Origin of the sequence: Arcanobacterium wilhelmae (assembly GCF_029632765.1) — a bacterium.
Lineage (GTDB): Bacteria > Actinomycetota > Actinomycetes > Actinomycetales > Actinomycetaceae > Arcanobacterium > Arcanobacterium wilhelmae.
Map to the genome: position 1 here is coordinate 565509 of NZ_CP121247.1, position 24959 is coordinate 590467.

Genomic DNA, 24959 nt, shown 5'->3' on the forward strand with positions numbered 1-24959 from the left:
AATGGGACAGAAAGTTAACCCGACCGGTTTCCGCCTCGGTCTGACCACCGAGCACCGTGCGAAGTGGTTTACTGACTCTTCGAAGCCGGGTCAGTCCTACGCCGATTTCATTGGTGAGGACATCAAGATCCGCAAGATGGTTGAGAAGAACCTCGATCGCGCTGGTATCTCGCGCGTGAATATCGAGCGTCGTAGCGAGCGCGTGGTCGTGGATATCCACACCGCCCGCCCGGGTATCGTCATCGGCCGCCGTGGCGCCGAGGCCGAGCGCCTTCGCGCAGACCTCGAGAAGCTGATCGGCAAGGGTATTCACCTCAACATCCTTGATGTGAAGAACCCGGAGGCTGATGCTCAGCTCATCGCCCAGGGCATCGCTGAGCAGCTGGCCGCTCGTGTTTCGTTCCGTCGCGCAATGCGTAAGTCGATCCAGTCGGCTCAGCGCGCTGGCGTGAAGGGCATTCGCGTGTCGGTTTCGGGCCGCCTTGGTGGCGCCGAAATGTCGCGTAACGAGTTCTACCTCGAGGGCCGTGTGCCGTTGCACACGCTCCGCGCGAACATTGACTACGGCTTCTACGAGGCAAAGACCACCTTCGGCCGCATCGGCGTGAAGGTTTGGGTCTACCGTGGGGACATGACCGACGCCGAGTACGAGCGTCAGCTCAACGAGTCGTCGCGCGGCCGTGGCCGTGGCAACGGTCGTGGTGGCCGCCGTAACGAGCGCGGTAACCGCGGTGGTCGTGGCAACCGCCAGGAGAACGTGAACAAGGCTGAGGCCCCGAAGGCCGAGCAGCCCGCTACTACCCAGGAAACGGAGGCCTGAGTTCAATGCTCATTCCCCGCCGCACAAAGCACCGTAAGCAGCACCGTCCGACCCGTTCGGGTATGTCCAAGGGCGGCAACACCTTGGCCTTTGGCGAATACGGCATCCAGGCCCTCGAGCCGGCCTACGTCACCAACCGCCAGATCGAAGCAGCTCGTATTGCGATGACTCGTCACATCAAGCGTGGCGGTAAGGTGTGGATCAACATCTTCCCGGATCGCCCGCTGACCCAGAAGCCGCTCGGTACCCGAATGGGTTCCGGTAAGGGCGCTGTTGAATGGTGGATCGCAAATGTGAAGCCGGGCCGTGTTCTCTTTGAACTCGGTGGCGTCGACGAGAACCTGGCCCGCGAGGCCATGTCTCGTGCAATGCACAAGCTTCCGATGAAGACCCGTTTTATTACCCGAGAGGATGGTGAATGATGGCTAAGGGCATCAGCACCGCAGAGCTCGACAAGCTCACCGATGCGCAGCTCGCAGAGCGCCTTGGGGAGTCGAAGGAAGAACTGTTCAACCTTCGTTTCTCCGCCGTGACCCACCGTCTCGAAGACAGCGGTCGCCTGAAGGAAGTTCGCCGCGAAATCGCACGTATCTACACCGTTGCCCGCGAGCGTGAGTTGGGCATCCGCACCGCTCCGTCGGCAAAGAAGTGAGGAACTTAATGAGCGAGCAGATTGAAACGACCCAGCGCAATTACCGCAAGGTTCGCACGGGCTACGTTGTCAGTGAGAAAATGGACAAGACCATCGTGGTCGAGGTTAACGATCGCCGTAAGCACCCGCTTTACGGTAAGGTCATGACTCGTACGACAAAGGTTAAGGCTCACGACGAGAACAATGAGGCTCACCTCGGCGATCTCGTCCGTATCATGGAGACCCGCCCGCTGTCTGCGACCAAGCACTTCCGCCTGGTCGAGATCATCGAGCGAGCAAAGTGATCTCGGTTTTCCGAGAAGTAACCCATCCGTTCGGCAAGGCTCGAAAGAGAACCGGCACGACGACAGGAGATAATAAATGATCCAGCAGGAGTCGCGGCTGAAGGTCGCCGACAACACCGGTGCGAAGGAGATTCTCACCATCCGTGTTCTCGGTGGCTCGAAGAGGCGCTACGCCGGAATTGGCGACACGATTGTCGCCACCGTCAAGGATGCTATTCCTGGCGGAAATGTGAAGAAGGGCGACGTCGTTAAGGCGGTCGTCGTCCGTGCAACGAAGAGCACGCGCCGTGCAGACGGTTCGTACATCAAGTTCGACGAGAACGCGGCAGTGCTCCTGAAGAACGATAACGAGCCCCGCGGTACCCGTATTTTCGGACCCGTGGCACGCGAGCTGCGTGACAAGAAGTTCATGCGCATCGTGTCGCTCGCTCCGGAGGTGATCTGATGGCGAAGATCAAGAAGGGTGATCTCGTGCAGGTCATCGCTGGTCGCGACAAGGGTCTCCAGGGCCGTGTGCTCGAAGTGGACACCAAGCGTGACCGCGTGGTTGTCGAGGGCGTGCAGCGCGTGAAGAAGCACACCAAGGTTGGCCGCACTGATCGTGGTGCAGCAACTGGTGGAATCGAGACCGTTGAGGCTCCGATTCACGTGTCGAACGTTGCGCTGGTTGGCCCGGATAAGAAGCCGATTCGCGTTGGCTTCCGCGAGGTTGAAGTCGAGCGCGATGGTCGTAAGAAGATCATGCGCGAGCGTATCGGCCGCCGCGCAGGAGAGGAGATCGAGCTGTGACCCCTCGGAAGAAGGCACTGTACAAGGACGAGATCGTCGCGAAGCTCCAGGAGGAGTTCAAGTACGAGAACGTCTCGCTCATCCCCGGCCTGTCGAAGATCGTTGTGAACATGGGTGTCGGCGACGCCGCCCGTGATTCGAAGGTGCTTGACGGCGCTATCGCCGACATCACCGCGATCACCGGCCAGAAGCCGCAGGTGACCAAGGCTCGCAAGTCGATCGCACAGTTTAAGCTTCGCGAGGGCCAGCCGATTGGCTGCCACGTGACGCTTCGTGGCGATCGTATGTGGGAGTTCCTTGATCGTCTGCTCTCGACCGCACTGCCGCGTATTCGCGACTTCCGCGGTCTGTCCGCTCAGCAGTTCGACGGCAATGGCAACTACACCTTCGGTCTGACGGAACAGTCTGTGTTCCACGAGATCGACATGGACAAGATTGATCGTGTCCGTGGCATGGATATCACCGTTGTCACCACCGCAAAGACCGATGATGAGGGCCGCTCGCTTCTGAAGCACCTCGGATTCCCGTTTAAGGAGAACTGACAATGGCGAAAACGTCTCTGAAGGTAAAGGCTGCTCGTAAGCCGAAGTTTGCTGTTCGTGCCTACACGCGCTGCCAGCGCTGCGGTCGTCCGCACTCGGTGTACCGCAAGTTTGGCCTGTGCCGTGTGTGCCTGCGCGAGATGGCCCTTGCGGGCGAGCTCCCGGGCGTGAAGAAGTCCAGCTGGTAAGAAACTACGTCGTAGGTCCATCGGGGAAACCACGACGAGGAAGGGCAAAAGCCCAATGTCTATGACAGACCCAATTGCAGATATGCTCACGCGTCTGCGCAACGCCAATTCGGCGTTCCACGAGTCGGTGTCGATGCCGTACTCGAAGATGAAGGCCAACATCGCCTCGATTCTCGAGCGTGAAGGCTACATCGCCAAGTTCGAGGTGGAGGAGGCGAAGGTCGGCAAGACCCTCACCCTCACCCTCAAGTACGGTTCGGGCCGCGAGCGTGCGCTCGCCGGTTTGCGTCGTATCTCGAAGCCGGGTCTTCGCGTTTACGCGAAGTCCACCAATCTCCCTCAGGTCCTCGGCGGCCTCGGCGTTGCGATTCTTTCGACGTCGTCTGGCCTTCTGACCGACCGTGAGGCCAAGGACAAGGGCGTAGGCGGGGAAGTCCTCGCTTACATCTGGTAAGGAAGGAGTTAAACAATGTCTCGTATTGGTAAGCTCCCCGTTGCCGTCCCGGCTGGCGTTGAGGTGAAGATTGACGGCCGTACCGTTTCGGTGAAGGGCCCGAAGGGTGAACTCACCCACGGGGTCCCCGAGCCGATTGAAGTTGCTCTCGAGGACGGTCAGATTGTCGTGACCCGACCGAACGATGAGCGTGTTTCGCGTTCGTTGCACGGTCTGACCCGTACTCTGCTGAACAACAACGTTATCGGCGTTACTGAGGGCTACACGAAGGCTCTCGAGATCGTCGGTACTGGTTACCGCGTTGTCGCCAAGGGTAAGGACCTCGAGTTCTCGCTCGGCTACTCGCACACGATCCTCGTTGAGGCTCCGGAAGGTATCACCTTCCAGGTCGAAGGCCCGACGAAGTTCTCAGTGAGCGGCATCAACAAGCAGCAGGTGGGCGAAATCGCTGCCCGTATCCGCAAGCTTCGCAAGCCTGAACCCTACAAGGGTAAGGGCGTCAAGTACGCCGGTGAGCAGATCCGCCGCAAGGCTGGAAAGGCTGGTAAGTGATGGCAGTATCAATCAAGGGCAAGGGCAAGTTCGTTGCTCGCGCACGTCGCCACATGCGCCTGCGCAAGCGCATCTCGGGTACCACCGAGCGTCCCCGTCTCGTCGTCACTCGCTCCAACCGCCATATGGTTGCGCAGATCATCGACGACACCGTGGGCCGCACCCTGGTGGCTGCTTCCACCCTCGAAGCCGAGCTCCGCTCGGGCAACGAGAACAAGGTGGACAAGGCGCGCAAGGTTGGCGAACTGATCGCCAAGCGCGCCACCGAGGCCGGAATTACCGCAGTGGTCTTCGACCGCGGCGGTAACAAGTACCATGGTCGCGTTGCTGCGGTTGCCGATGGCGCCCGCGACGGCGGACTGACCCTGTAAGGCTAAGCGAGAGGATAAAGACATGGCTGCAGAGCAGCATGAAGCGAACGGCACCGGGCGCGATCAGCGCCAGGGCCGCCGCGGTGGCCGCAACAATGACCGCCGCAACGATCGCCGCGCCGAAGAGAAGAACCCGTACATCGAGCGCGTTGTGACCATTAACCGCGTGGCGAAGACCGTCAAGGGCGGTCGCCGTATGTCTTTCACCGCTCTTGTGGTGGTAGGCGACGGTAACGGCACTGTGGGTGTTGGTTACGGCAAGGCTAAGGAAGTTCCCGCGGCTATTGCCAAGGGCACCGAGGAAGCTAAGAAGAACTTCTTCAAGGTTCCGCGCCTGGGCACCACCATCCCGCACGTTGTGCAGGGTGAGGACGCCGCTGGTGTGGTTCTCCTTCGTCCGGCTTCCCAGGGTACCGGCGTTATTGCCGGTGGTCCGGTCCGTGCGATCATGGAGGCCGCAGGCATCCACAACGTACTGAGCAAGTCGCTCGGTTCCTCCAACGCGATCAACATCGTGCGCGGAACCATCGCGGCTCTGAAGAAGCTCGAGCAGCCTGAGGCTGTGGCCGCACGCCGCGGCCTCCCGCTTGAGCGCGTGGCGCCGGCTGCGATGCTTCGCGCTCGTGCCGAGTTCGAGAAGAAGGCTCGTGAGGATGCTGAGGCCGCCGAGGCCGCAGCTGAGAACGAGGCCGCAGCAGCAGGAGTTGGTGCGTGATGAAGCTTCAGATTACTCAGGTTAAGGGCCTCGTCGGCTCGAAGTTGAATCAGAAGGAAACCATGAAGACCCTCGGTCTTCGCAAGATTCACCAGACGGTGGTCCGCGAAGATACGCCGGCGGTCCGCGGCATGATCCGCGCAGTGGCACACCTCGTTGAAGTGGAGGAGGTTGACTGATGGCAGAGCAGAACGAAGGCAAGGTCCTGAAGGTTCACGATCTCTACCCGGCACCGGGCTCCAAGAAGGCTCGCACCCGCGTTGGTCGTGGTGAGGGCTCGAAGGGCAAGACCGCTGGTCGTGGTACCAAGGGTACGAAGGCTCGTTACCAGGTTCGCCCGGGCTTCGAAGGTGGCCAGATGCCAATGCATATGCGCCTGCCGAAGCTGCGTGGCTTCAAGAACCCGGCTCGCGTTGAGTACCAGGTCGTGAATGTTTCGGCGCTGAACGATCTCTTCCCGAAGGGCGGAGACGTCACCGTTGAGCAGCTCGTGGAGCTGGGTGCTGTCCGTGACGGCCACCTGGTGAAGGTGCTTGGCAACGGCGATCTGTCGGTGAAGGTGAACGTGACCGTTGACGCTTGGTCTGCTTCTGCAAAGGAGAAGATCGAGGCGGCTGGCGGTTCCGTGAACGCTCGCTGATCGTGATATTTTCGGTGGGGCTCGCGCTTGTGCGCGAGCCCCACCGTCATTTTCCTGCGCGGTTTTTATTGTGTTGTACGTGATCTACGCCAAGCAATCAGCCAAATTCCGTGTGCATTTGGTGGTGTGCGGGTATAGTCTTTTCTTGGCGCTTTGTGCGCCATTGTCGAGCTCCCGCCACGCGTGGCCACAATCCAGGAGGAGATTTCTTGTTTAAAGCGCTAGTGTCTGCATTCCGCACGCCGGATCTGCGGCGAAAGCTGCTGATCACGATCCTCATCATGGTGATCTACCGCTTCGGCACTTACGTGCCTGCGCCGTACGTCTCGTATAAGAACGTTGAGGCGTGCTTGAGCCAGCAGGGCACGGCGGATCTCCTTGCGATGATGAATATCTTCGCTGGCGGCGGCCTTTTGAAGCTCTCGGTTTTGGCGCTGGGCATCATGCCCTACATTACGTCGTCAATTATTGTTCAGTTGATGCGTGTGGTGATCCCACGCTTTGAAGAGCTTCATAAGGAAGGCCAGACGGGCCAGAACAAGTTGACCGAGTACACCCGTTATCTCACCGTCTTCCTGGCGATTGTGCAGTCCTCGGTCTTTGCCTCCGTGGCGGCCTCCGGCCAGCTCTTTGTCGGATGCCAGCTTCCCGTGGTTCCAGGCTCAACCCCGTTCCGCCTCCTCATCATCATTCTTGCAATGACCGCGGGTACGACACTCGTGATGTGGCTCGCTGAAGTGATCACGGAGCGCGGTATCGGCAATGGTATGTCTCTTCTGATCTTCACCGGCATCGCCGCGAACTTCCCGGCGCTGCTCGGTCAGGTCTACCAGGGTAACGGCGGAGTGACCTGGATGGTCCTCGTTCTCGCGATGTTCCTTGCGATCACCGCAGTCGTGGTCTATGTCGAGTCGTGCCAGCGCCGCATCCCGGTGCAGTACGCGAAGCGCGTGATTGGTCGACGTACCTATGGTGGTACTTCCACGTACATTCCGATCAAGATCAACATGGCAAACGTGATCCCGGTGATCTTCGCGTCCTCGATTCTTTCACTGCCTCAGATGATTGCGCAGTTCGGCAACCCGAATTCCACCTGGGTTGCTTGGGTGCACAACAACTTCACCTACCAGTCGTTCTGGTACATCTTCACCTACGTTGTGCTGATCATCTTCTTCTCGTTCTTCTACACGTCGATTACCTTCAATCCGGAGGAGATTTCGGACAACATGAAGCGCTACGGTGGCTTCATTCCGGGCATTCGCGCGGGTGCACCGACTGCCGATTACTTGCGCTACGTTGTGCGCCGAATTAATTGGGTCGGCGCGATCTATCTTGCGATCGTTGCGCTGATCCCGCAGATCGTGTTTGCCCGTATGGGCGTTCAGGGTGCCGCGTTCGGTGGCACGTCAATCATCATTCTCGTTGGAGTGGGCCTGCAGACCGTGAAGGACATCAACGCCCAGCTCCAGCAGCGTCACTACGAAGGATTCTTGCGATGACTCGTCTTATTCTCGTTGGCCCGCCCGGAGCAGGGAAGGGAACTCAGGCCGCGTTCATTTCCGAAGCGCTCGACGTCCCGGCGATCTCGACCGGCGCGATCTTCCGAAAGAACATGTCCGAGGGTACGGAACTGGGGAAGAAGGCGCAGGAGTACACCTCGAAAGGTAATCTTGTCCCGGACGAGATCACCGATGCAATGGTTCGCGATCGTCTGGCTCAGCCGGATGCGGCAAACGGCTTCCTACTCGATGGATACCCGCGTAACCTCGCCCAGGTTGATGCACTCGATGCGATGCTTGCTGAGAAAGGCGAAGCGATCGACGTCGTCGTCGAGATTACGATCCCCGATGAAGATATTGTCGGCCGCCTGCTGAACCGCGCGCAGCTCGAGGGCCGTGCGGACGATACGGAAGACGTGATTAAGCACCGCATTGAGGTCTACCACGCCGAAACCGCGCCGCTGGTTGAAGTTTACGACAAGCGCGGTCTGGTGCTAGCGGTGGATGGCAACGGCACCATCGGCGAAGTCACCGAGCGCATCCTGAAGGCCCTGAAAGAGCGTCTTTCCTGATGCGTATTCGCGACAAGCTTGAATATAAGACGAATGACCAGTTTCGCGCGATGCGCGAGGCTGGTCTCGTCGTTGCCGAGATTCACACAGCCCTTCGTGAAAACGTCAGAGCTGGAGTGACGACGAAGGAGATGGACGACGTCGCTCTCGCGGTTCTCGAGAAGGCGGGCGTGAAGTCGAACTTCTATGGTTACTACGGTTACCCAGCGCAGACCTGCATCTCGGTGAACTCGACCATCGTTCATGGCATACCCAACGATTACGTGCTTCAGCCGGGCGATCTCGTCTCGTTCGACTGTGGCGCTGTGGTCAACGGGTGGCATGGCGACGCGGCGTTTTCAGTGGTGCTTCCGGGCGGCGATCCGAAGGTGCGGGCAGGGCGCGAGCGCCTGTGCGCGCAAACGGAAGAGTCCATGTGGGTCGGTATTGCTGCGATGGCGCAGGGGCGTTTCGTCGGGGATATCGGCGAGGCGATTGATGACTATGTGATGTCGATCCCGGCGTCGGAGCGTCCGGATATTGTCCTCGACTATGTGGGTCATGGGATCGGTACCGCGATGCACCTTGCGCCCGATGTTCCCAATTACAACTCAGGGGAGCGGGGCCCGCGCCTCAAGCCAGGAATGGCGCTGTGTATCGAGCCGATGCTCACCGCCGGCAAACAGGACAACAAAACGCTAGCTGACGACTGGACTGTCGTGACGATCGACGGCAAGGATGCGTGCCATTGGGAGCATGAAGTTGTGCTCCACGAGGGCGGCATCTGGGTGATCACGGCGCCCGACGGCGGTGCGAGCGAGCTGGCACGCTTCGGCGTCACGGTGGCGCCGCTCGGCTAAGCGCGAGCGGTCAAATCGGGCGGCGGATTTCCCGCCGCCCGATTTTGCTATCAACAAGACAACCGGGCACCTGTCCGAAGCTCGTGGCTCCGGCGTCGGCGTCGGTCGTCCACGCCGTTTCGTAAGTGACGTGCTCCACCGGAATCTCGCTTTTCAAAATACTGTCGCCAGGCGTAGACTTTTCTATTGGTGCATTCTGCGTGCAGAATCACTCGTCACCCCGCCGGGGTGGCGCCGAATTGCAATCAACGTAAGCGGAGAAAATGGCGAAAAAAGAAGGCGTCATCGAGGTAGAAGGCACGGTCGTTGAGGCCCTGCCGAATGCGATGTTTCGAGTCGAGTTGGAGAACGGGCACGTTGTGCTCGCTCACATTTCTGGCAAGATGCGCCAGCACTACATCAAGATCCTTCAAGAGGACCGCGTGGTCGTGGAGATGACTCCCTACGATCTCTCTCGTGGCCGCATCGTCTACCGCTACAAGTAAAACTCCGCCCTTTCGGGTGGGCAAGGAAGAACGACAACTATGAAGGTCAAGCCGTCTGTTAAGAAGATCTGCGAAAACTGCAAGATCATTCGCCGGCATGGTCGCGTCATGGTCATCTGCGACAATCCGCGACACAAGCAGCGTCAGGGCTGAAACTGACATTTTGAAAGAGACATTGCAGGCGAAAGCCAACCCTCGGTCCGAAGGCCGGGGCCCGCAAGGGAAGCAATGTTCCACACCTTCGGAAGAAAAATAGGAGCCAACATAATGGCACGTCTCTCTGGAGTTGATCTCCCTCGCGAAAAGCGTATCGAGGTTGCTCTCACCTACATTTTCGGCATTGGACACACCCGCGCGGTTGAGACCCTCGCCGCCACCGGTGTCAACCCTGATACCCGCGTCAAGGACCTCACTGAGGATGACCTCGTCAAGCTGAAGAATCACATCGACGAGTCCTACAAGGTCGAAGGCGATCTTCGACGTGAGATCCAGGCGGACATCCGCCGCAAGATCGAAATCGGTTCTTACCAGGGCCGCCGTCACCGCATGGGCCTTCCGGTTCACGGTCAGCGCACGAAGACCAACGCTCGTACCCGCAAGGGCCCGAAGCGTACGGTTGCGGGTAAGAAGAAGTAGTAGTTTTCGCGTTTTAGCGAGAATCGACGATATTCAGGAGTATTGAAAAAATGCCACCAAAGTCTCAGAACCGGTCGCGCCGCAACCTGCGTAAGAACGTCGGCAACGGCCAGGCTCATATCAAGTCCACCTTCAACAACACGATCGTGTCGATCACGGACACCAAGGGTGAGGTTATCGCCCAGGCGTCGTCGGGCATGGTCGGCTTCAAGGGCTCGCGTAAGTCCACGCCGTACGCTGCTCAGCTCGCCGCTGAGAATGCCGCACGCCGCGCGATTGAGCAGGGCGTGAAGAAGGTTGACGTGTTCGTTAAGGGCCCGGGTTCGGGCCGTGAGACCGCCATTCGTTCGCTGACCGCCGCTGGCCTCGAAGTGACCTCGATCTCCGACGTCACGCCGCAGGCTCACAACGGCGTTCGCCCGCCCAAGCGCCGTCGCGTTTGATCCAAAGGCCACCTGGCCTTTCCTCGGCGGCATCGCCGCCAACTCATGAGGATCGTTATTAGGCGTCATATAGTGGGCGCCTTGTGAAAGGAAAACATAGTGATCATTGAACAGCGTCCAGTGCTGCGCGAGGAGCAGCTGTCCGAGACTCGCTCTCGCTTCACGCTTGAGCCGCTTGAGCCGGGCTTCGGATACACGCTTGGCAATTCGCTTCGTCGCACCCTTCTTTCCTCGATTCCGGGAGCTGCTGTGACCTCCGTCCACATCGACGGTGTGCTTCACGAGTTCTCGACAATCGAAGGCGTGAAGGAAGACGTCGCTGAGATCATCTTGAATATCAAGGATCTCGTTGTGACTTCCGAGAACGACGAGCCGGTTCAGATGTATCTGCGTAAGGCGGGCCCGGGTCAGGTTCTGGCTTCGGACATCACTCCGCCCGCTGGCGTGGAGATCCACAACCCGGATCTCGTGCTTGCCACGCTGAACGAGAAGGGCAAGATCGAAGTTGATCTGACGGTGGAGCGTGGACGCGGCTATGTGTCGGCGTCGCTCAACAAGTCGCCGGACGACGAGATTGGCCGCATCCCGGTCGATTCGATCTACTCGCCTGTGGTCAAGGTTTCCTACAAGGTTGAGGCGACTCGAGTTGGTCAGCGCACCGACTTCGACAAGCTCGTTGTGGATGTTGAGACGAAGGCCTCAATGCTCCCGCGCGATGCGTTCGCTTCCGCTGGCAAGACCCTCGTTGAGCTCTTTGGCCTGACCACCGAGCTGAACGAAGAGGTCGAGGGCCTGGAGTTGAAGGAAGCTCCGGTTGTCGAGACCCAGTCGTCCGACCTCGCCCGCCCGATCACGATTCTCAACCTGCCAGCGCGTTCGCAGAACTGCCTGCAGCGTGAAGGCATCCACACGATTGGCGAACTTGTCCAGCGTTCGGAGGCTGATCTCCTCGACATCCGCAACTTCGGTGCGAAGTCGATCGAGGACGTCAAGGACGAGCTTGCAAAGCTCGACCTCCACCTGAAGGATTCCCCGGCCGGCTTCAACGCTGGTTTCGGTGACGACAACTACGCCATGTTCAGCGACGATTCGCAGGCCTGAGCCCGCGAGAAAAACTTTTAGGAGAACATCATGCCGAAGCCCGCAAAGGGTCCCCGCCTGGGAGGATCCCCGGCGAACGAGCGCAAGATCATTGCAAACCTCTGCAAGGCGCTCATCACCCACGAGTCCGTTGTGACCACCGAGACCCGCGCACGCCGCGTGCGTCCGCACATCGAGAAGCTGATCACGAAGGCGAAGAAGGGTGATACCCACAACCGTCGTCTCGCGCTTCGCACCCTCGGTGATCGCGAAGTTGCCTACGTCCTGTTCGAGGAGCTTGCTCCGAAGTTCGAGGGCCGCAACGGTGGCTACACCCGCATTGTGAAGCTTGCTAACCGCAAGGGCGACAACGCTCCGATGGCCGAGATCTCGCTCGTGACCGAGAAGGTCTCGCCCAAGCCGTCCAAGAAGAAGGCCGAAGCCGCGAAGGCTGCTGCCGCTCCGGCGAAGGCGGAAAAGTCCGCTGAGTCGTCGGCATCGTCTGAGTCGTCGGCTTCCGCTGAGTCGGCTGAGTGATGTAGCGTCAGCTCAATATAGGGTGCGGGCCGGAAGGTTTTCCTTCCGGCCCGCACCCTATATTGAGCTGGGTGATTCTTACTCGGTGGAAAGCACTGTGGTTGGGTGGGGTTTCGCCATCGCCCACGCGCGCACACCGCCCTGAGTGCCCGCCATATTCGGAACGAAGATGGCAGGGGTGAGCCGAGCCCGCACCGAATCGGTGATTCGGGAGGCATTTCCTCCTCCGATATAGAGCTGATCCCACCGAAAGACCGGGTAGAGTGTCTCAATTGCTTTCAATACGCGCCGTGACCACGCTGAATCACCGAGTCTGAGGCGTTCGGCCTCTCCCACCACGTCGTCGTAGGTCAGGCCCCATTTCATCTGTGCATGCGAGATTTCCAGGTGTGGGGCGAGGTGGCCGTTGTCGAGAAAGGCGGTGCCGAGCCCTGTACCGAGGGTCATGACAAGCTCGAGCCCGCGCCCCCGGACGACGCCTGCCGCGGCCACTTCGGCGTCGTTCAAAACGAGCGACGGTACTCCGAATCGCACCTCGAGAGCCGTTTGGAGATCGAGCCCGTTCCAGGCCTCTTCAAGCTGGGGGAGGGGGCGCGTGTGCGGGCCAGAGCGTCGGATGTAGTGCGGCGTATAGACAACCACTCCGTGGCGGATCATGCCAGGGAGCCCGACGGTCATCCGCGTGAACTGCCCCAAAGCGTCGGCGTGTTTCGTGATGATGTCCGCCAGATCCTGCGGAGAGAACGGATACGGGACGGGCGTGCGCAGTGAATCGCCGAGTTGGAAGCCGCCGGCGTCGAGCAGGGCGCTCTTAACGCCGCCGCCGCCGCAGTCGACGGTGAGCGTGCGTTCGTGGGAAACTTCTGTCATGGTTTCGACGGTATCGCACACGGCACGGATTCGCATCGAATGCGCCTATGATGGCGCGCAATTTCACGGCTGGGCGGCGCAGCCTGGTCTGCGGACGGTCCAGGGCGTGCTCGAGGATGCGCTTGCGACGATCCTGCGTGAGCCGATTACTCTCACGGTGGCTGGACGAACCGACGCGGGTGTGCATGCTGCCGGTCAGGTGGCGCATTTTGACGTGTCGCGTGAACGCTGGGAGGCACTTCCGGGGCGCTCAACGTTCACTCCGGGCGATTCTTTAGTCCGGCGCGTGAACGCGATCACCGCGGCAGGAAGCCGCGAAGCGGGGATCGCTGGCTATACCGACGTCGTCGTAAAAAGTGCCCGCGAGGTTCCCGAAACTTTTGACGCACGTTTTTCGGCGTTGTGGCGCGCGTACACTTACCGGATGGCGGAGGGGCCAGATGGCTGGGATCCGAAGCGGCGTGACGTGTTGTGGTTGCCGGGCGAGCTTGATATCGACGCAATGAACCGAGCGGCCCAGCGCATTCTGGGTGAGCACGACTTCCTGTCATACTGCCGCCCACGCGAGGGGGCTTCGACGGTTCGTACCCTCCACGAGTTGCGTTTCGAACGGGCCGGCGGGTTACTGCTTGGCTACGCGCGTGCCGACGCGTTCTGTCACTCGCAGGTGCGCACGCTGATGGGCACAATGATCGAGGTGGGACGTGGGGTGCGCGGGGAAGAGTGGCCTCTCAAACGCCTCGAGGCCTCCTCGCGCGACGGCGAAGTGATTGTTGCGCCACCGCACCCGCTCACGCTCGAGGAGATCGGTTACCCTCCGGAAAGTGAGTATGGAACGCAGGCGCAGCTTGCACGCCGGTTCCGTGGCCCGACCTCGTAGGTGCGAGCCGAGGGCTGACGACGTCGGTGCGGGAGCCGACGTCGTATGACGTTCGTCGGCGTCGGGGGCGTTGAAGAGGGGACAATGAATCGGCTCACAGCGCCGCCTTTCCTTTGACGCGAGTTAATGTGAGCGACTACAGTAGGTAAATGCTGTGGAAACTCATGCGTTGATGCTTATTCCCACTCGTCGCGCGAGAGAATCCCACCGTTAACTTTGACCAGGGGCAAACCGCTTTGAAGCAAGCCATTTTTCAAAGCGTGGAGCCCGAAGATTAACAGAAACGAAGGCTACGCAAGTGCGCACTTATACACCGAAGCCCGGGGATGTAGAGAAGAAGTGGTACGTCATCGACGCCACCGACATCGTCCTTGGCCGTCTGGCAGCCCAGGTTGCCAACCTGCTCCGTGGGAAGCACAAGCCCAACTTCGCTCCGAACGCTGATACCGGCGATTTCGTCATCGTGATCAACGCCGAGAAGGTGGCGCTCACGGGTGCAAAGCTCGAGCAGAAGATGGCTTACCACCACTCCGGTTACCCGGGTGGGTTGAAGGCTACGTCCTACGCCGAGCTCCTGGAAGAGAATCCGGAAAAGGCTGTGAAGAAGGCTGTCGCGGGCATGGTCCCGAAGACCACCCTTGGACGTCAGCAGCTGACCAAGCTCAAGGTTTACCGCGGTGCGGAGCACCCGCACGCTGCTCAGCAGCCGGAGGCCTACGAGCTCAAGCAGGTCGTACAGTAAGGCCCGGGCGCTGCCCGCAAGATTTTAAGGAGAAGCTGTGGCTGAAACCACTGCAACTGAAGAGTTCGAGGAGACCCCGACCTCGTACAGCACCGTGAGCGAATCTGAGCCCACGGGTCAGGGTGCTTCCCTGACGGCCCCGGGCGCTGGCCTGGGCCGCCGTAAGGAAGCTGTTGCTCGTGTCCGCCTTGTTCCGGGCACCGGCGAATGGAAGATCAACGGCCGCACGCTCGAGGAGTACTTCCCGAACAAGCTGCACCAGCAGCTCGTGCACTCCCCGTTCGTCCTGCTGGACATCGAAGGCCGTTTCGACGTGATCGCCCGCATCAATGGCGGCGGCACCTCCGGCCAGGCTGGCGCGCTTCGCATGGGCATCTCCCGTGCACTCAACGAGATCGATCGCGAGTCGAACCGCCCGGCCCTGAAGAAGGCTGGCTTCCTCACCCGCGATGCTCGTGCAGTCGAGCGTAAGAAGGCAGGCCTCAAGAAGGCCCGCAAGGCTTCGCAGTTCTCGAAGCGCTGATCGATACCGATCTTTTATTGGAAGGGACCTCCGCTCAGGCGGGGGTCCCTTCCTCGATGTTTGGCGTTGACAGTGTTGACGGCGGGGTACACACACGAATTTTGTTCGGCAAGGCACCCGCAGTGTATGACGGAGAAGTGGAATAATGGGGGAGTTAAGGAAATTTATTGAAGGAGGCCTGATGGCTCGCATGTTCGGTACCGATGGTGTTCGCGGCCTGGCGAATAAAGATATCACTGTGGATCTTGCAGTGAAGTTGGGCGAGGCCGGCGGGCGCGTTCTGGCGAAAGGCGTCGAAGGGCGTCGCCCGCGTGCGATCATTGGTCGTGACACTCGCCAGTCTTCCCCGATGCTTTCGCATGCCCTGGGCGCCGGGCTCGCTGCTGCAGGTATCGACGTCGAGCATGCCCGTGAGATCCCGACGCCAGGTATCGCCTACCTGACGGCGGAGAAGGGCTACGATCTCGGCGTGGTCATTTCGGCTTCCCATAATGCGATGCCGGATAACGGCATTAAGTTCATTTCATCGAACGGCTTTAAGCTGGACGATTCGGTGGAGGACGAGATCGAAGCTGTGCTGGGTGAGGAGTGGGAGCGTCCGACGGGTGAAGGCGTTGGCCGCGTCACCGAGAATTCCGTGGTGACGGACCGTGCGTACATGGATCACCTCGTGGCCTGTGGCGAGCCCCTGAAGGGCCTGCGTATCGCGCTTGATTGTGCCAACGGTGCTGCTTCGGAGGTTGCGCCCACGGTGTTCCGCGAGCTTGGCGCCGACGTCGTTGTGATCAACGCCGAGCCAGATGGGCGAAATATCAACCTCAACGCTGGCTCTACCCATCCGGAGGCTCTTCAGGCGATGGTCGTGGCAGCGGGCGCAGATATGGGCTTCGCGTTCGACGGCGACGCCGATCGTTGCCTTGCGGTCGACGAGGATGGCAACCTGGTGGACGGCGATCAGATCATGGGCCTACTCGCGGTGGATCTGAAGGAGCAAGGCAAGCTCGCGAACAACACTCTCGTGATCACAGTGATGAGTAACCTTGGCCTACGCTTGGCGATGAAGGAGAAGGGTATCGACGTCGCGGTCACCGGTGTGGGCGATCGCTACGTGCTCGAGGAAATGCTTGCGAAAGGCTACGTGATTGGCGGCGAGCAGTCGGGTCATGTGATCGATCTTGAGCATGCAACCACGGGCGATGGAACGCTTACCGCAATCCTCGTTTCCTCGATTGTTGCCCGTAAGGGTGGCCCGAAGCTCTCGGAGCTGGTGGGCTTTGTCAAGCGCCTTCCGCAGACGCTTATCAATGTGCGCGGCGTGGATAAGACCGCGACGGATAAGATCGCTGCCGAGGTTGCGCAGGCAGAGGCGGAGCTCGGAGAGACTGGCCGCGTGCTCCTTCGCGCATCTGGAACTGAGCCGCTCGTGCGCGTGATGGTTGAGGCCGCAACACAGAAGCAGGCTGACGACGTTGCGAAGCGTCTTGCTGCGGTTGTGGAGGAGAAGCTGGCACTCTAAGCGGGCATCTGTTTTTCCTGCTCCCGACGCCGGTCGCGCAATTTGCGCCCCGGCGTCGGCGCGTTTGGTGGCGACTCGCGCCCCGGTGTCGGCTTAGAGCCGCTTGAGGTGGATTTTCTCGATGCGGTGGTCGGCACCTTTCGTGAGGACGACGGTGGCGCGCGAACGCGTCGGTGCGATGTTCTCACGAAGGTTGGGGAGGTTAATGGCGCGCCAAATGTCGCGCGCCGTGGAGGCGGCCTGCTGGTCGGACAGGCCCGCGTAGTTGGTGAAGTAGGAGCGCGGGTCGGAGAACGCCGTGGTGCGCAGTTTCAGGAAGCGGTCTACGTACCATTCTTCGAGGCTCGTTTCAGGAGCGTCGAGGTAGATGGTGAAGTCGAAGTAGTCGTACACTCCAGCGTATTCGCCGCGTTCGTCGAGCTTGGCGGGCTGGAGGAGCGTCAAGCCCTCGACGATGAGGATATCGGGGCTGGAAACGGTGATGGATTTTCCAGGGACGATGTCATAGGAAACATGGTCGTAGACTGGCACTTCGGCGTCGCGCCCGGACTTGATGTCGTCAAGGAACTTGGTGAGGGCGCCAGGTGTATAGGACTCGGGGAAGCCTTTACGGCCGAGGATGCCGCGCGCCTCGAGTTCGGCGTTGGGCATGAGGAAGCCGTCGGTGGGGACGAGTGCAACGTTCGGCGTGCCTGGCCAACGCGAGAGGAGTTCGCGAAGGAGACGTGCGGTGGTGGATTTGCCCACGGAGACCGAGCCGGCGATTCCGACGATGAACGGCGTGCGAGGTTGTGAGAAGCCGAGGAATTCTTTCGCCCTGGCAAACAGTGCTCCCTGGGCTCCAGCGAACATTTGGATGATCGCTGACAGGGGACGGTAGATTGCATCGGCTTCCTCGAGCGAGATCGGATCGCCAAGCGAGGACAGGCGCGCTAGATCACGATCCGTGAGCGGAAGCGCGGTGGCCTGCGCAAGTGCAGCCCATTCATCGTGGTTAAAAGTCACGTACGGCATGTTTTTAGTTTCGCACGTTTCGCGTGTTGGCGCGGGCGGTGAGCGACCTTGGGACGTTACGTGCGCCACGTTGCGGTGCCGATGGGTAGGTGCGACGTCGTTGCGAGAGTGTCGGCGATGCCGTGGGCGAACGTTGTGTCGTGTAGCGCAGAAGTTTTGGCAATTTCGTCGTATATTTTTTCCTATGTGTGGAATCGTTGGATACGTTGGCCAGGCCGTTTCGGCCCGCCCGCTCGATGTTGTTCTTGAAGGTCTGTCGCGTCTGGAGTACCGCGGCTACGATTCGGCGGGCGTGGCAGTTGCCGCGAACGGCGGCGTAGATCTGCGAAAGAAGCAGGGCCGCGTAGATAATCTCCGTGAGTCGCTTGTAGCTTCGCCGGTGGGAGAGGGGATGGCTGCGATCGGCCACACGCGCTGGGCAACCCACGGCGTCCCGAGTGATCGCAATTCGCACCCGCACGCTTCGGCGAACGGCAAGGTGGCGATCGTTCATAATGGCATTATTGAGAATTATCGCGAACTTCGTAACGAGCTCGAAGACGATGGCGTGACTTTCGCGTCGGATACGGATTCTGAGGTGATCGCTCACCTGCTCGCACGCAAGCTTGCAGAAGGCGTGGAGATCACTGAGGCGATGCGCCAGGTGGCGCGCCGTCTGGAGGGGTCGTTTGCGACTGTTGCAGTGAGTGCGGATCATCCGGATGTTCTTGTTGGCGCTCGCCGTAATTCGCCGCTTGTGATCGGTATTGGCGAGGGCGAAAATTTCGTGGGTTCGGATGTTGCGGCTTTCGTCGGTTCGACGACGACGGCGATGGCGGTCGATCAAGATCGCATCGTCACCTTGCGTGCGGATTCGGTCGAGATCCGCGATTTCGATGGCAACGTTGTTGAAGGGAAGACGTACGAGGTTGAGTGGAACGCCGAGATGGCGATGCACGACGGCTACGACACCTACATGGAGAAAGAAATCCACGAGCAACCCACCGCGGTTGCTGAGACGTTGCGTGGCCGCATGGTTGATGGTGCGCTGACGCTCGATGAGCTTCGTATTTCGGAGGAAGAGCTGCGCAGCGTGGATAAGATTATCGTTGTGGCATGTGGTACTGCTGCTTATGCAGGGCATGTCGCCAAGTACGCGATCGAGCACTGGTGCCGTATCGGCGTCGAGGTTGAGCTTGCGCACGAGTTCCGTTACCGTGATCCGATCCTGACCCCGCGCACGCTCGTCGTCGCGATTTCACAGTCGGGTGAAACGATGGATACTCTGATGGCGGTTCGTCACGCACGCGAGCAGGGTTCGCGCGTCTTGTCCATCGTGAACACGTACGGTTCGACGATCGCGCGTGAGTCGGATGCTGTGTTGTACACGCATGCTGGCCCGGAGGTGGCTGTGGCCTCCACGAAGGCGTTCACCGCGCAGATCACCGCAACATATTTGCTCGGCCTCTACCTTGCGCAGCTTCGCGGCAACAAGTTCCCGGATGAAGTTGCGACGTATCTGGAGGAGCTTTCACGCATGCCGGGTCGTATCGAGGCGGTGTTGGAGCAGGAAGATAAGATCAAGAGCCTTGCGAAGCGGATGCAGGATGTTGATTCGGTACTTTTCCTGGGCCGTCATGTTGGTTTCCCGATTGCGCTCGAGGGTGCTTTGAAGCTGAAGGAGCTGGCATACATTCACGCTGAGGGCTTTGCCGCTGGCGAACTCAAGCACGGTCCGATCGCTCTCGTGGAGGAAGGCCTGCCGGTGTTCTTCATTGTGCCGACCCCGCGTCGTCCGCTTTTGCACTCGAAGGTGATTTCGAATATTGCGGAGGTTCGCGCTCGCGGTGCTCGCGTCGTTGCGATTGCCGAGGAAGGCGATGGAGCAGTGGACGAGATTTCGGAGTTCGTGATTCGCGTTCCGCGTTCGACGCCGACGCTCATGATGCCACTGGTAACTGTTGTCCCGTTGCAGATTTTCGCTGGCGCTTTGGCGGCGGCGAAGGGTTACGACGTCGACAAGCCGCGTAACCTGGCGAAGTCCGTGACTGTGGAGTGAGACGTGAAACGGGCATCGGCGTCGGGCGACGTCGGTGCCCGCTTTTCTTTTTCGTGCGAATGTTGAAGTGATAGCGATTTTTTGTCGTAGGTAGGGCCTAGGCTTGAGACATGTTGAGATCGTATTTGCCACATGATGTTGCGGCGGCAGAGAGGCCGCTGCTGGATGCAGGCGAGCCGCTGATGGCGCTCGCTTCGTTTGCCTGTGCACAGGCGGTGATTGCGGATCTGCATGCGCGTGGAGCACGGGTGAGCGGATCTGCGGTTCTTGTTGTGGCGGGCCGCGGAAATAACGGTGGGGATGCGCTGTTCGCTGGCGCGATCCTTGCGCGGCGAGGAGTGGCGGTGAAGGTCGCGCACCTTCCTGGTGCGCATGCCGAAGGCCTTGCCGCAGCGAGAGCGGCGGGTGTGCGAACGGTTGAGCTTGAGGGCACACCGGCGGATCTTCACGTGTTGCGTGGGCTTGCCGCGTGGGGTGGAACCTGGATCGATGGTCTGTTAGGGATCGGAGCGTCGGGTGCGGTGCGTGAGCCTGTTGCCTCGTGGATCGAGGCGTTGAATGAGGAACGTGCGGCGAGCCCTGATGAGCCACATGTGATCGCTGTGGACGTGCCCAGCGGCGTTGGTGTTGGCGATGGAACATTGCCGGGGCCGGTGCTTGCGGCAGACATGACGGTGGCGATGGGCGCGCGCAAGCCGGCGCATCTGGTGCCACCGGCGTCGTTGGTGTGCGGCCGTATTGTGGACGTGCCGATCGGCATTGAGTCGAACCTGCCAAAGGAAGCGGAGGTGTGTGCGCTAGGTGATGCGGATGTGGCGGATCTGTGGCTAGTTCCTGGACCTCGTGATCACAAGTACACGCGTGGCGTGCTTGGGATGCTGACGGGTTCGCGCACATATCCGGGGGCCGCGCTTCTCGGAATCGGAGGCGCTTTGGCTGTGGGGCCGGGAATGGTCCGGTATCTCGGCGGGGCCGACGTCACTGGTGTGTTTCCTGAGGTTGTCACGGCACCTGGCCGGGTACAAGCTTGGGTGATCGGCTCAGGGCTGGACGATCTGAGTGAGGCGAAGCGCGTGCTTGCGGATGCGGTGGCTGAGGGTGTGCCGGTTATTCTCGACGCTGGGGCAGTGGCGCTCGCGGCGACGCAACAGTTGCCACAAGTAACTGTTCTCACTCCGCATGCTGGTGAATTGAGCACGCTGTTGGGGGAGCTGAGTCAGCCAATGAGCCGCGAAGAGATTGAGGCTGCGCCGCTTGCAGCTGCTCGCGCCGCTGCACGGGCCACCGGAGCCATTGTGGTTGCGAAGGGCGCGATTGATGTGATCGCAGGGCCGAACGGCATGGCTTACGCACAGGGCGGAGCGCCGGGGTGGCGTGGGGTCGCAGGCGCGGGAGATACCTATGCTGGCGTCCTCGGAGGTATTCTCGCAGGTGTTGAACCGACCCAAGAGGCCGCGGCCGCCGCGGCGGCGGCCGCCTCCCACCTCCACGCGCGGGCGGCGCAGCGCGCCGCCCGTTCGAACGGTCGCATTGGGCGACCCATCCGAGCTAGGGAGATTTCTTCCGCGTTGCCCGATGTTATCGACGAAATCCTGAATGGAGAATCATGAGCTACCCGTCGCGCGCCTATATTTCGAAGAGCGCATTTGAACACAATCTTGAGGTTGCTCGCGAACTTGCGCCCACAATGGCGATCGTGAAGGCGAATGCTTATGGGCACGGCATTGAGTTCATTTCTCGCTGGGGCTTGGGTGCTGGTGTGGAGTGGTTCGGTGCGGCTCAGCTGGAGGAAGCTCTTCACTTGCGGCACTTGGTGGGGCCGGTTCCCCGTGTTTTCACGTGGATCTATGCTCCGGGGGCGAACTTGCGTGCGGCTGTGGAGAACGTCCTGGATGTGAGCGTGGGGAGCCAGTGGGCGTTGCGAGAGCTCGCTACCGCTGCCCGCGAGGTTGGGGCGACCGCCCGTGTGCACGTGGAGGTCGATACCGGAATGGCCCGCGGGGGAGTGAACCCCTCTGATCTCGATGCTCTGGCGGCCGAGCTTTGTCGACTCCAGGCGGAAGGCGCCATTGAGGTGGTGAGCTTATGGAGCCACCTCGCCAATGCTGATAGTGATGATGATTCGCTGACGATTGCTCAAACGGCTCGTTTCGAAGAGGCTCGTGCGGCCTTTGCGCAGGCTGGGGTCGTGCCTGAGATGTTCCATCTCGCCGCTTCGGGAGGTGCGCTGTGGCATCCGGCCACCCGATACGACATGATCCGCCCGGGAGCGATGCTGTACGGTTTGTCTCCGAATATGCGCCGGGCAAGCGCCGAGTCCCTTGGCCTGGAACCCGTGATGCGTCTGGAAGCTGATGTTGTTGCTGTTCGCGATGTTCCCGCGGGCACCGGAATTTCATACGGGCACACGGAAATCGCCGTCGGCGGACATCTCGCCGTGGTCCCGCTGGGCTACGGCGACGGTATCCCGCGATCGGCGTCGCGCAACGCATACGTGAGCCTCGGTGGCGAACGAGCCAAGATTATGGGAAACGTGTGTATGGATCAGTTCATCGTGGAGGTCCCGGGAGCTGCTGAGGGTGATGTCGCCGTTCTCTTTGGAGGCGCTCACGCCCCGAGTGCGGACGATTGGGGAGAAGCTGCAGGCACTATCGGGTATGAGATAGTCACCAGGATTGGCCCGCGAGTGGCACGGATCCCTGTGGCCTAACATAGAATATATGGGCGAAAGGAGAGAAATGGTTTCTCTACTAGTTCCTCAGGCCGTCGATATTCAGGCGGTTGGTTATGCAATTGGTCAGGCTGCCGAACCCGGCGATCTCGTGATGCTCAACGGCCCACTCGGCGCCGGAAAAACAACAATGACGCAAGGCATCGCCCGTGGCCTTGGCATCGAGGGCGCGATCGCGAGTCCTACGTTCGTGATCGCGCAGATTCATCACGGGCGTATCGATCTGGTGCATGTGGATGCCTACCGTTTGAACTCGATCGAGGAGATCGACGCACTCGATCTTGATACGTCTCTCGAGGATTCTCTGACGGTTGTGGAATGGGGTAGCGGCAAGGTTGAGATGCTTGCGGAGGATCGTCTTGAGATCCAGATTGTCCGCCCCGAAGGCTCGAACGAGGGGGAAGAGGTGGAGGATCTCTATGAGGATGCTCCACGAACTCTCACGTTTGTGACACACGGGCCGCGCTCGCAGGCGCTCGCGGATTCAGTTCTCGCTGATCCGAAGGTTGCGCATCTGGAGCGCGCATGAAGATTCTGGCGTACGTGCTTGCGTTACTGGGGTTCCTCCCTGTGGCGCTACCGTCGCTTGCTCAGGACGTTCCCCCAGTCCCCGATGTTATTTCCTGGTTTGAGGATGCAGGACTTGCCCAGGCCGAACGCCAGGCGCCGTCTCTTTTCGGAGTTGCAGCCGACGGCCCCACGGTGATTACTGTGGGAACGCCCGTGCGGGCTTTTCGTTTTTCGGGTGCTGGCTCAACCGCAACTGTCGCGGATACCAATAATTGGGTGGCACCGGTTTCCAAGAACGGCGTTGTGGTCGGCTCGCTTGAAGCAAACTTTGATGACCGTAAGCCCAAAGCGATCAAAGTGACAGCCGATGTTCGCCTGGGGAGCGCGGCCGGAACACGCAATATCCGCCTCGTTTCCGATCCAGAGCTTGAGGCATGGTTTGCGCTCGCAGGGCAGACCATCACTCCAGCCTCCAAGGCAGGCGCGGAAGTTGTCCTCGGCGAGATCTCGCTCCAGGATTTTCTGATCAACAGGGGCTCTCTCGCTGGCGAAAAACGCCGCTCTTCGAGCACAAGTATTGCAGAGACTCCTCAGACGGGACACTCCCTCCTGTCCAAGATTGCGGTTGGTTGGGGAGTCGGGCTCCTTGCAGTTTTCTCGCTAGCGTGGCTTCGCTGGGACCAAAATAATCGAGAGAGGCTCGAGGATATGCCCCAAGCGGTTCCTGCGCCAGAGCCACTTCATGAAAAACCGTCATTCAAGGATGCGGCCCCGAAGGTCGCTGTTTATCAACTTCCTCGTACACACGAGAATCTGGAAAAGGATAACAATGACAACTCTGACGATTGATACATCTGCCGGTATCTCGATCGGCGTGGTTGGCGAGAACTTTGAGGTTCTTGCTGCGCGCCACGAAACGGATTCACGCCATCACGCCGAGCATCTCACACCCATGGTGGCCGAGGTTTTGAAGGAAGCGGGTATTTCGCGCCCGGATCTGATCGTGGCCGGCACCGGTCCGGCAGCATTCACGGGCCTGCGCGCGGGGTTGATGACAGCCCGCGCACTCGGCCGCGGCTGGGGTGTTCCGGTTGAGGGAGTTTCCTCCCTCGAGGTGCTGGCGCTCGCGGCCGCCGACGCCGGTGCTCAAGAAGTAGTGAGTGTGATCGACGCTCGGCGCAAGGAAGTCTATGCGCTTCGTGCCCGCCCGATGGGCGCCGACGACGTCGCGGTGATCACCGAGGCTCGTGTGCTCAAGCCGGCCGCACTCGCTGAGGAACTCGCGAAGGAACCAGCCGTTCTCGCAGCGCCGTCGGAGGATCTGTACCCGGACGAGCTCGGGGAGCGCACGGTGGTTCACGCTGATCCGGCGGTGATGGTTCGCCTAGCGGCGTCGCGGAAAGCGCGCGTGGAGGCTGGCGAGGATCTGGATCTGGGCACTGAGCCGCAGTACTTGCGCCGCCCGGATGTTCACGGCGGCGCACACGCGCAGCCGAAGGCCGAGGGTAATCCGTACCAGTGAGATTCCGTCCGGTTCGGCCTGGGGATGCGGCCCGGCTCGCGCGGTTTGATGCGCGCGTGTTCGGGCCGGATGCGTGGCCGCTTGCCGTGTGGCAACAGGCTGTTGAGGCTCCTGGCCAGCTCTACCTGTTGGTGGAGAGCGAGCCGGAGCCGCCGCAAACTGCGGGTGAGGTGATCGCGCTCGGCGGTGTGGGATTTGGCCCGGAGGCCGAGATCTTGACGATCGCTGTCGCCGAGCAGGCGCGCGAGCGGGGGATTGGCGGCGAGCTCCTCAGCGAGCTCATCGCTGCCGCCTGGGCGGAGGGCGCCGAGGCGATTTTCCTCGAGGTCCGGGCGAAAGGCGAGGAGGCGCAACGCCTCTACCAGCGGGCCGGGTTCACTGTGGTGGGCCGGCGTAAAAACTACTATTCCGACGACGACGCACTGATTATGAAACTCGAGCCATCGGCGTCAGCGGAGAGAAAACAAACGAACGAAAGGTGAGCACGGGCGGCGAACCTCACGGAACGGTGGGGG

Annotated in this window: 36 protein-coding genes; 34 read left to right on the top strand and 2 right to left on the bottom strand. The window is 60.5% G+C overall.

Translation table 11 applies throughout. The features are described 5' to 3' along the window. Nucleotide 1 precedes the first annotated feature (1 nt). From rpsC to rplQ, 23 genes are all read left to right on the top strand, one after another. Nucleotides 2-820, top strand: coding sequence for a 30S ribosomal protein S3 (gene rpsC / locus P8A24_RS02405; protein ID WP_278059363.1), 819 nt, complete (start codon nt 2-4; stop codon nt 818-820). Nucleotides 821-825: 5 nt separating this feature from the next. After that, nucleotides 826-1242 (top strand): 50S ribosomal protein L16, encoded by a 417-nt coding sequence (gene rplP, locus P8A24_RS02410; RefSeq protein ID WP_278059365.1) that lies wholly within the window; start codon nt 826-828, stop codon nt 1240-1242. Next, entirely contained in the window at nt 1239-1472 is a 234-nt protein-coding gene (gene rpmC / locus P8A24_RS02415) for a 50S ribosomal protein L29 (protein WP_370870596.1), read from the top strand. The genes rplP and rpmC overlap by 4 nt, the downstream gene beginning before the upstream one ends. A gap of 8 nt (nt 1473-1480) precedes the next feature. Next, nucleotides 1481-1756, top strand: coding sequence for a 30S ribosomal protein S17 (rpsQ, locus tag P8A24_RS02420; protein WP_278059367.1), 276 nt, complete (start codon nt 1481-1483; stop codon nt 1754-1756). 76 nt (nt 1757-1832) lie between these two features. Next, nucleotides 1833-2201: a 50S ribosomal protein L14 gene (rplN, locus tag P8A24_RS02425; protein WP_278013192.1), complete on the top strand. Its 369-nt coding sequence runs from the start codon at nt 1833-1835 to the stop codon at nt 2199-2201. Next, entirely contained in the window at nt 2201-2545 is a 345-nt protein-coding gene (gene rplX / locus P8A24_RS02430) for a 50S ribosomal protein L24 (RefSeq protein ID WP_278059370.1), read from the top strand. The genes rplN and rplX overlap by 1 nt, the downstream gene beginning before the upstream one ends. Beyond that, on the top strand, nt 2542-3087 hold the full coding sequence (gene rplE / locus P8A24_RS02435) for a 50S ribosomal protein L5 (protein WP_278059372.1): 546 nt from the start codon (nt 2542-2544) through the stop codon (nt 3085-3087). Before rplX ends, rplE begins: the two co-directional genes overlap by 4 nt. A gap of 2 nt (nt 3088-3089) precedes the next feature. Beyond that, complete coding sequence (locus P8A24_RS02440) at nt 3090-3275, top strand: type Z 30S ribosomal protein S14 (protein WP_278013195.1); 186 nt, start codon at nt 3090-3092, stop codon at nt 3273-3275. A gap of 55 nt (nt 3276-3330) precedes the next feature. Continuing rightward, entirely contained in the window at nt 3331-3729 is a 399-nt protein-coding gene (rpsH, locus tag P8A24_RS02445) for a 30S ribosomal protein S8 (protein WP_278013196.1), read from the top strand. A gap of 15 nt (nt 3730-3744) precedes the next feature. Beyond that, the gene (gene rplF / locus P8A24_RS02450; protein ID WP_278059376.1) at nt 3745-4281 is read left to right on the top strand and encodes a 50S ribosomal protein L6; all 537 of its coding nucleotides are present in this window, start codon (nt 3745-3747) and stop codon (nt 4279-4281) included. Next, the gene (gene rplR / locus P8A24_RS02455) at nt 4281-4652 is read left to right on the top strand and encodes a 50S ribosomal protein L18 (protein WP_278059378.1); all 372 of its coding nucleotides are present in this window, start codon (nt 4281-4283) and stop codon (nt 4650-4652) included. The genes rplF and rplR overlap by 1 nt, the downstream gene beginning before the upstream one ends. A 22-nt stretch (nt 4653-4674) precedes the next feature. After that, nucleotides 4675-5367 carry a 30S ribosomal protein S5 gene (gene rpsE / locus P8A24_RS02460; protein ID WP_278059380.1) on the top strand — a complete coding sequence of 231 codons (693 nt, stop codon included), beginning with the start codon at nt 4675-4677 and terminating at the stop codon, nt 5365-5367. Next, a complete protein-coding gene (rpmD, locus tag P8A24_RS02465; protein ID WP_278059382.1) occupies nt 5364-5546 on the top strand; it encodes a 50S ribosomal protein L30 in 183 nt (60 codons plus the stop codon). The genes rpsE and rpmD overlap by 4 nt, the downstream gene beginning before the upstream one ends. Then, nucleotides 5546-6007 (top strand): 50S ribosomal protein L15, encoded by a 462-nt coding sequence (gene rplO / locus P8A24_RS02470; protein WP_278059384.1) that lies wholly within the window; start codon nt 5546-5548, stop codon nt 6005-6007. The genes rpmD and rplO overlap by 1 nt, the downstream gene beginning before the upstream one ends. A 209-nt stretch (nt 6008-6216) precedes the next feature. After that, nucleotides 6217-7506, top strand: coding sequence for a preprotein translocase subunit SecY (gene secY / locus P8A24_RS02475; RefSeq protein ID WP_278059387.1), 1290 nt, complete (start codon nt 6217-6219; stop codon nt 7504-7506). After that, nucleotides 7503-8078 carry an adenylate kinase gene (locus tag P8A24_RS02480; protein WP_278059389.1) on the top strand — a complete coding sequence of 192 codons (576 nt, stop codon included), beginning with the start codon at nt 7503-7505 and terminating at the stop codon, nt 8076-8078. Before secY ends, P8A24_RS02480 begins: the two co-directional genes overlap by 4 nt. Further along, the gene (gene map, locus P8A24_RS02485) at nt 8078-8917 is read left to right on the top strand and encodes a type I methionyl aminopeptidase (protein WP_278059391.1); all 840 of its coding nucleotides are present in this window, start codon (nt 8078-8080) and stop codon (nt 8915-8917) included. Before P8A24_RS02480 ends, map begins: the two co-directional genes overlap by 1 nt. A 263-nt stretch (nt 8918-9180) precedes the next feature. Next, nucleotides 9181-9402, top strand: coding sequence for a translation initiation factor IF-1 (gene infA / locus P8A24_RS02490; RefSeq protein ID WP_278013204.1), 222 nt, complete (start codon nt 9181-9183; stop codon nt 9400-9402). 39 nt (nt 9403-9441) lie between these two features. Beyond that, a complete protein-coding gene (rpmJ, locus tag P8A24_RS02495; RefSeq protein WP_278013205.1) occupies nt 9442-9555 on the top strand; it encodes a 50S ribosomal protein L36 in 114 nt (37 codons plus the stop codon). 114 nt (nt 9556-9669) lie between these two features. Next, entirely contained in the window at nt 9670-10038 is a 369-nt protein-coding gene (rpsM, locus tag P8A24_RS02500) for a 30S ribosomal protein S13 (protein WP_278013206.1), read from the top strand. Nucleotides 10039-10088: 50 nt separating this feature from the next. Further along, entirely contained in the window at nt 10089-10481 is a 393-nt protein-coding gene (rpsK, locus tag P8A24_RS02505) for a 30S ribosomal protein S11 (protein ID WP_278013207.1), read from the top strand. Nucleotides 10482-10580: 99 nt separating this feature from the next. Next, nucleotides 10581-11582: a DNA-directed RNA polymerase subunit alpha gene (locus P8A24_RS02510; protein ID WP_278059396.1), complete on the top strand. Its 1002-nt coding sequence runs from the start codon at nt 10581-10583 to the stop codon at nt 11580-11582. A 30-nt stretch (nt 11583-11612) separates the two neighbouring features. Next, nucleotides 11613-12098: a 50S ribosomal protein L17 gene (gene rplQ / locus P8A24_RS02515; RefSeq protein WP_278059398.1), complete on the top strand. Its 486-nt coding sequence runs from the start codon at nt 11613-11615 to the stop codon at nt 12096-12098. A gap of 78 nt (nt 12099-12176) precedes the next feature. Here rplQ and P8A24_RS02520 read toward each other — a convergent pair whose 3' ends face one another. Beyond that, complete coding sequence (locus P8A24_RS02520; RefSeq protein WP_278059400.1) at nt 12177-12968, bottom strand: ROK family protein; 792 nt, start codon at nt 12966-12968, stop codon at nt 12177-12179. Between P8A24_RS02520 and truA the strand changes: the two genes are divergently transcribed. The 4 genes from truA (at nt 12967) to glmM (ending at nt 16629) form a co-directional block, all read left to right on the top strand. Next, a complete protein-coding gene (gene truA / locus P8A24_RS02525; protein ID WP_278059403.1) occupies nt 12967-13848 on the top strand; it encodes a tRNA pseudouridine(38-40) synthase TruA in 882 nt (293 codons plus the stop codon). The two genes, P8A24_RS02520 and truA, sit on opposite strands and share 2 nt — an antisense overlap. Nucleotides 13849-14146: 298 nt before the next feature. Further along, nucleotides 14147-14590, top strand: coding sequence for a 50S ribosomal protein L13 (gene rplM, locus P8A24_RS02530; protein ID WP_278059405.1), 444 nt, complete (start codon nt 14147-14149; stop codon nt 14588-14590). A 37-nt stretch (nt 14591-14627) separates the two neighbouring features. Next, nucleotides 14628-15113 (top strand): 30S ribosomal protein S9, encoded by a 486-nt coding sequence (gene rpsI, locus P8A24_RS02535; protein WP_278059407.1) that lies wholly within the window; start codon nt 14628-14630, stop codon nt 15111-15113. Between the two features lie 181 nt (nt 15114-15294). Beyond that, on the top strand, nt 15295-16629 hold the full coding sequence (gene glmM, locus P8A24_RS02540; protein WP_278059409.1) for a phosphoglucosamine mutase: 1335 nt from the start codon (nt 15295-15297) through the stop codon (nt 16627-16629). Nucleotides 16630-16722: 93 nt separating this feature from the next. On the opposite strand, the gene coaA is transcribed toward glmM, so the two are convergent. Further along, nucleotides 16723-17643, bottom strand: coding sequence for a type I pantothenate kinase (gene coaA / locus P8A24_RS02545; protein WP_278059411.1), 921 nt, complete (start codon nt 17641-17643; stop codon nt 16723-16725). Nucleotides 17644-17827: 184 nt separating this feature from the next. Here coaA and glmS point away from each other — a divergent pair, with 184 nt between their 5' ends. The 7 genes from glmS (at nt 17828) to P8A24_RS02580 (ending at nt 24926) form a co-directional block, all read left to right on the top strand. Then, complete coding sequence (gene glmS, locus P8A24_RS02550) at nt 17828-19681, top strand: glutamine--fructose-6-phosphate transaminase (isomerizing) (protein ID WP_278059413.1); 1854 nt, start codon at nt 17828-17830, stop codon at nt 19679-19681. Nucleotides 19682-19791: 110 nt separating this feature from the next. Continuing rightward, nucleotides 19792-21291: a bifunctional ADP-dependent NAD(P)H-hydrate dehydratase/NAD(P)H-hydrate epimerase gene (locus P8A24_RS02555; protein ID WP_278059415.1), complete on the top strand. Its 1500-nt coding sequence runs from the start codon at nt 19792-19794 to the stop codon at nt 21289-21291. Beyond that, nucleotides 21288-22391 carry an alanine racemase gene (gene alr / locus P8A24_RS02560; RefSeq protein ID WP_278059417.1) on the top strand — a complete coding sequence of 368 codons (1104 nt, stop codon included), beginning with the start codon at nt 21288-21290 and terminating at the stop codon, nt 22389-22391. Before P8A24_RS02555 ends, alr begins: the two co-directional genes overlap by 4 nt. A 28-nt stretch (nt 22392-22419) precedes the next feature. Beyond that, nucleotides 22420-22941, top strand: a complete 522-nt coding sequence (gene tsaE, locus P8A24_RS02565; protein ID WP_278059419.1) for a tRNA (adenosine(37)-N6)-threonylcarbamoyltransferase complex ATPase subunit type 1 TsaE — start codon at nt 22420-22422, stop codon at nt 22939-22941. After that, entirely contained in the window at nt 22938-23771 is an 834-nt protein-coding gene (locus P8A24_RS02570) for a hypothetical protein (RefSeq protein WP_278059421.1), read from the top strand. Before tsaE ends, P8A24_RS02570 begins: the two co-directional genes overlap by 4 nt. Next, nucleotides 23752-24444, top strand: a complete 693-nt coding sequence (tsaB, locus tag P8A24_RS02575; protein WP_278059423.1) for a tRNA (adenosine(37)-N6)-threonylcarbamoyltransferase complex dimerization subunit type 1 TsaB — start codon at nt 23752-23754, stop codon at nt 24442-24444. The genes P8A24_RS02570 and tsaB overlap by 20 nt, the downstream gene beginning before the upstream one ends. Further along, nucleotides 24441-24926: a GNAT family N-acetyltransferase gene (locus tag P8A24_RS02580; RefSeq protein WP_278059425.1), complete on the top strand. Its 486-nt coding sequence runs from the start codon at nt 24441-24443 to the stop codon at nt 24924-24926. Before tsaB ends, P8A24_RS02580 begins: the two co-directional genes overlap by 4 nt. Nucleotides 24927-24959 lie beyond the last annotated feature (33 nt).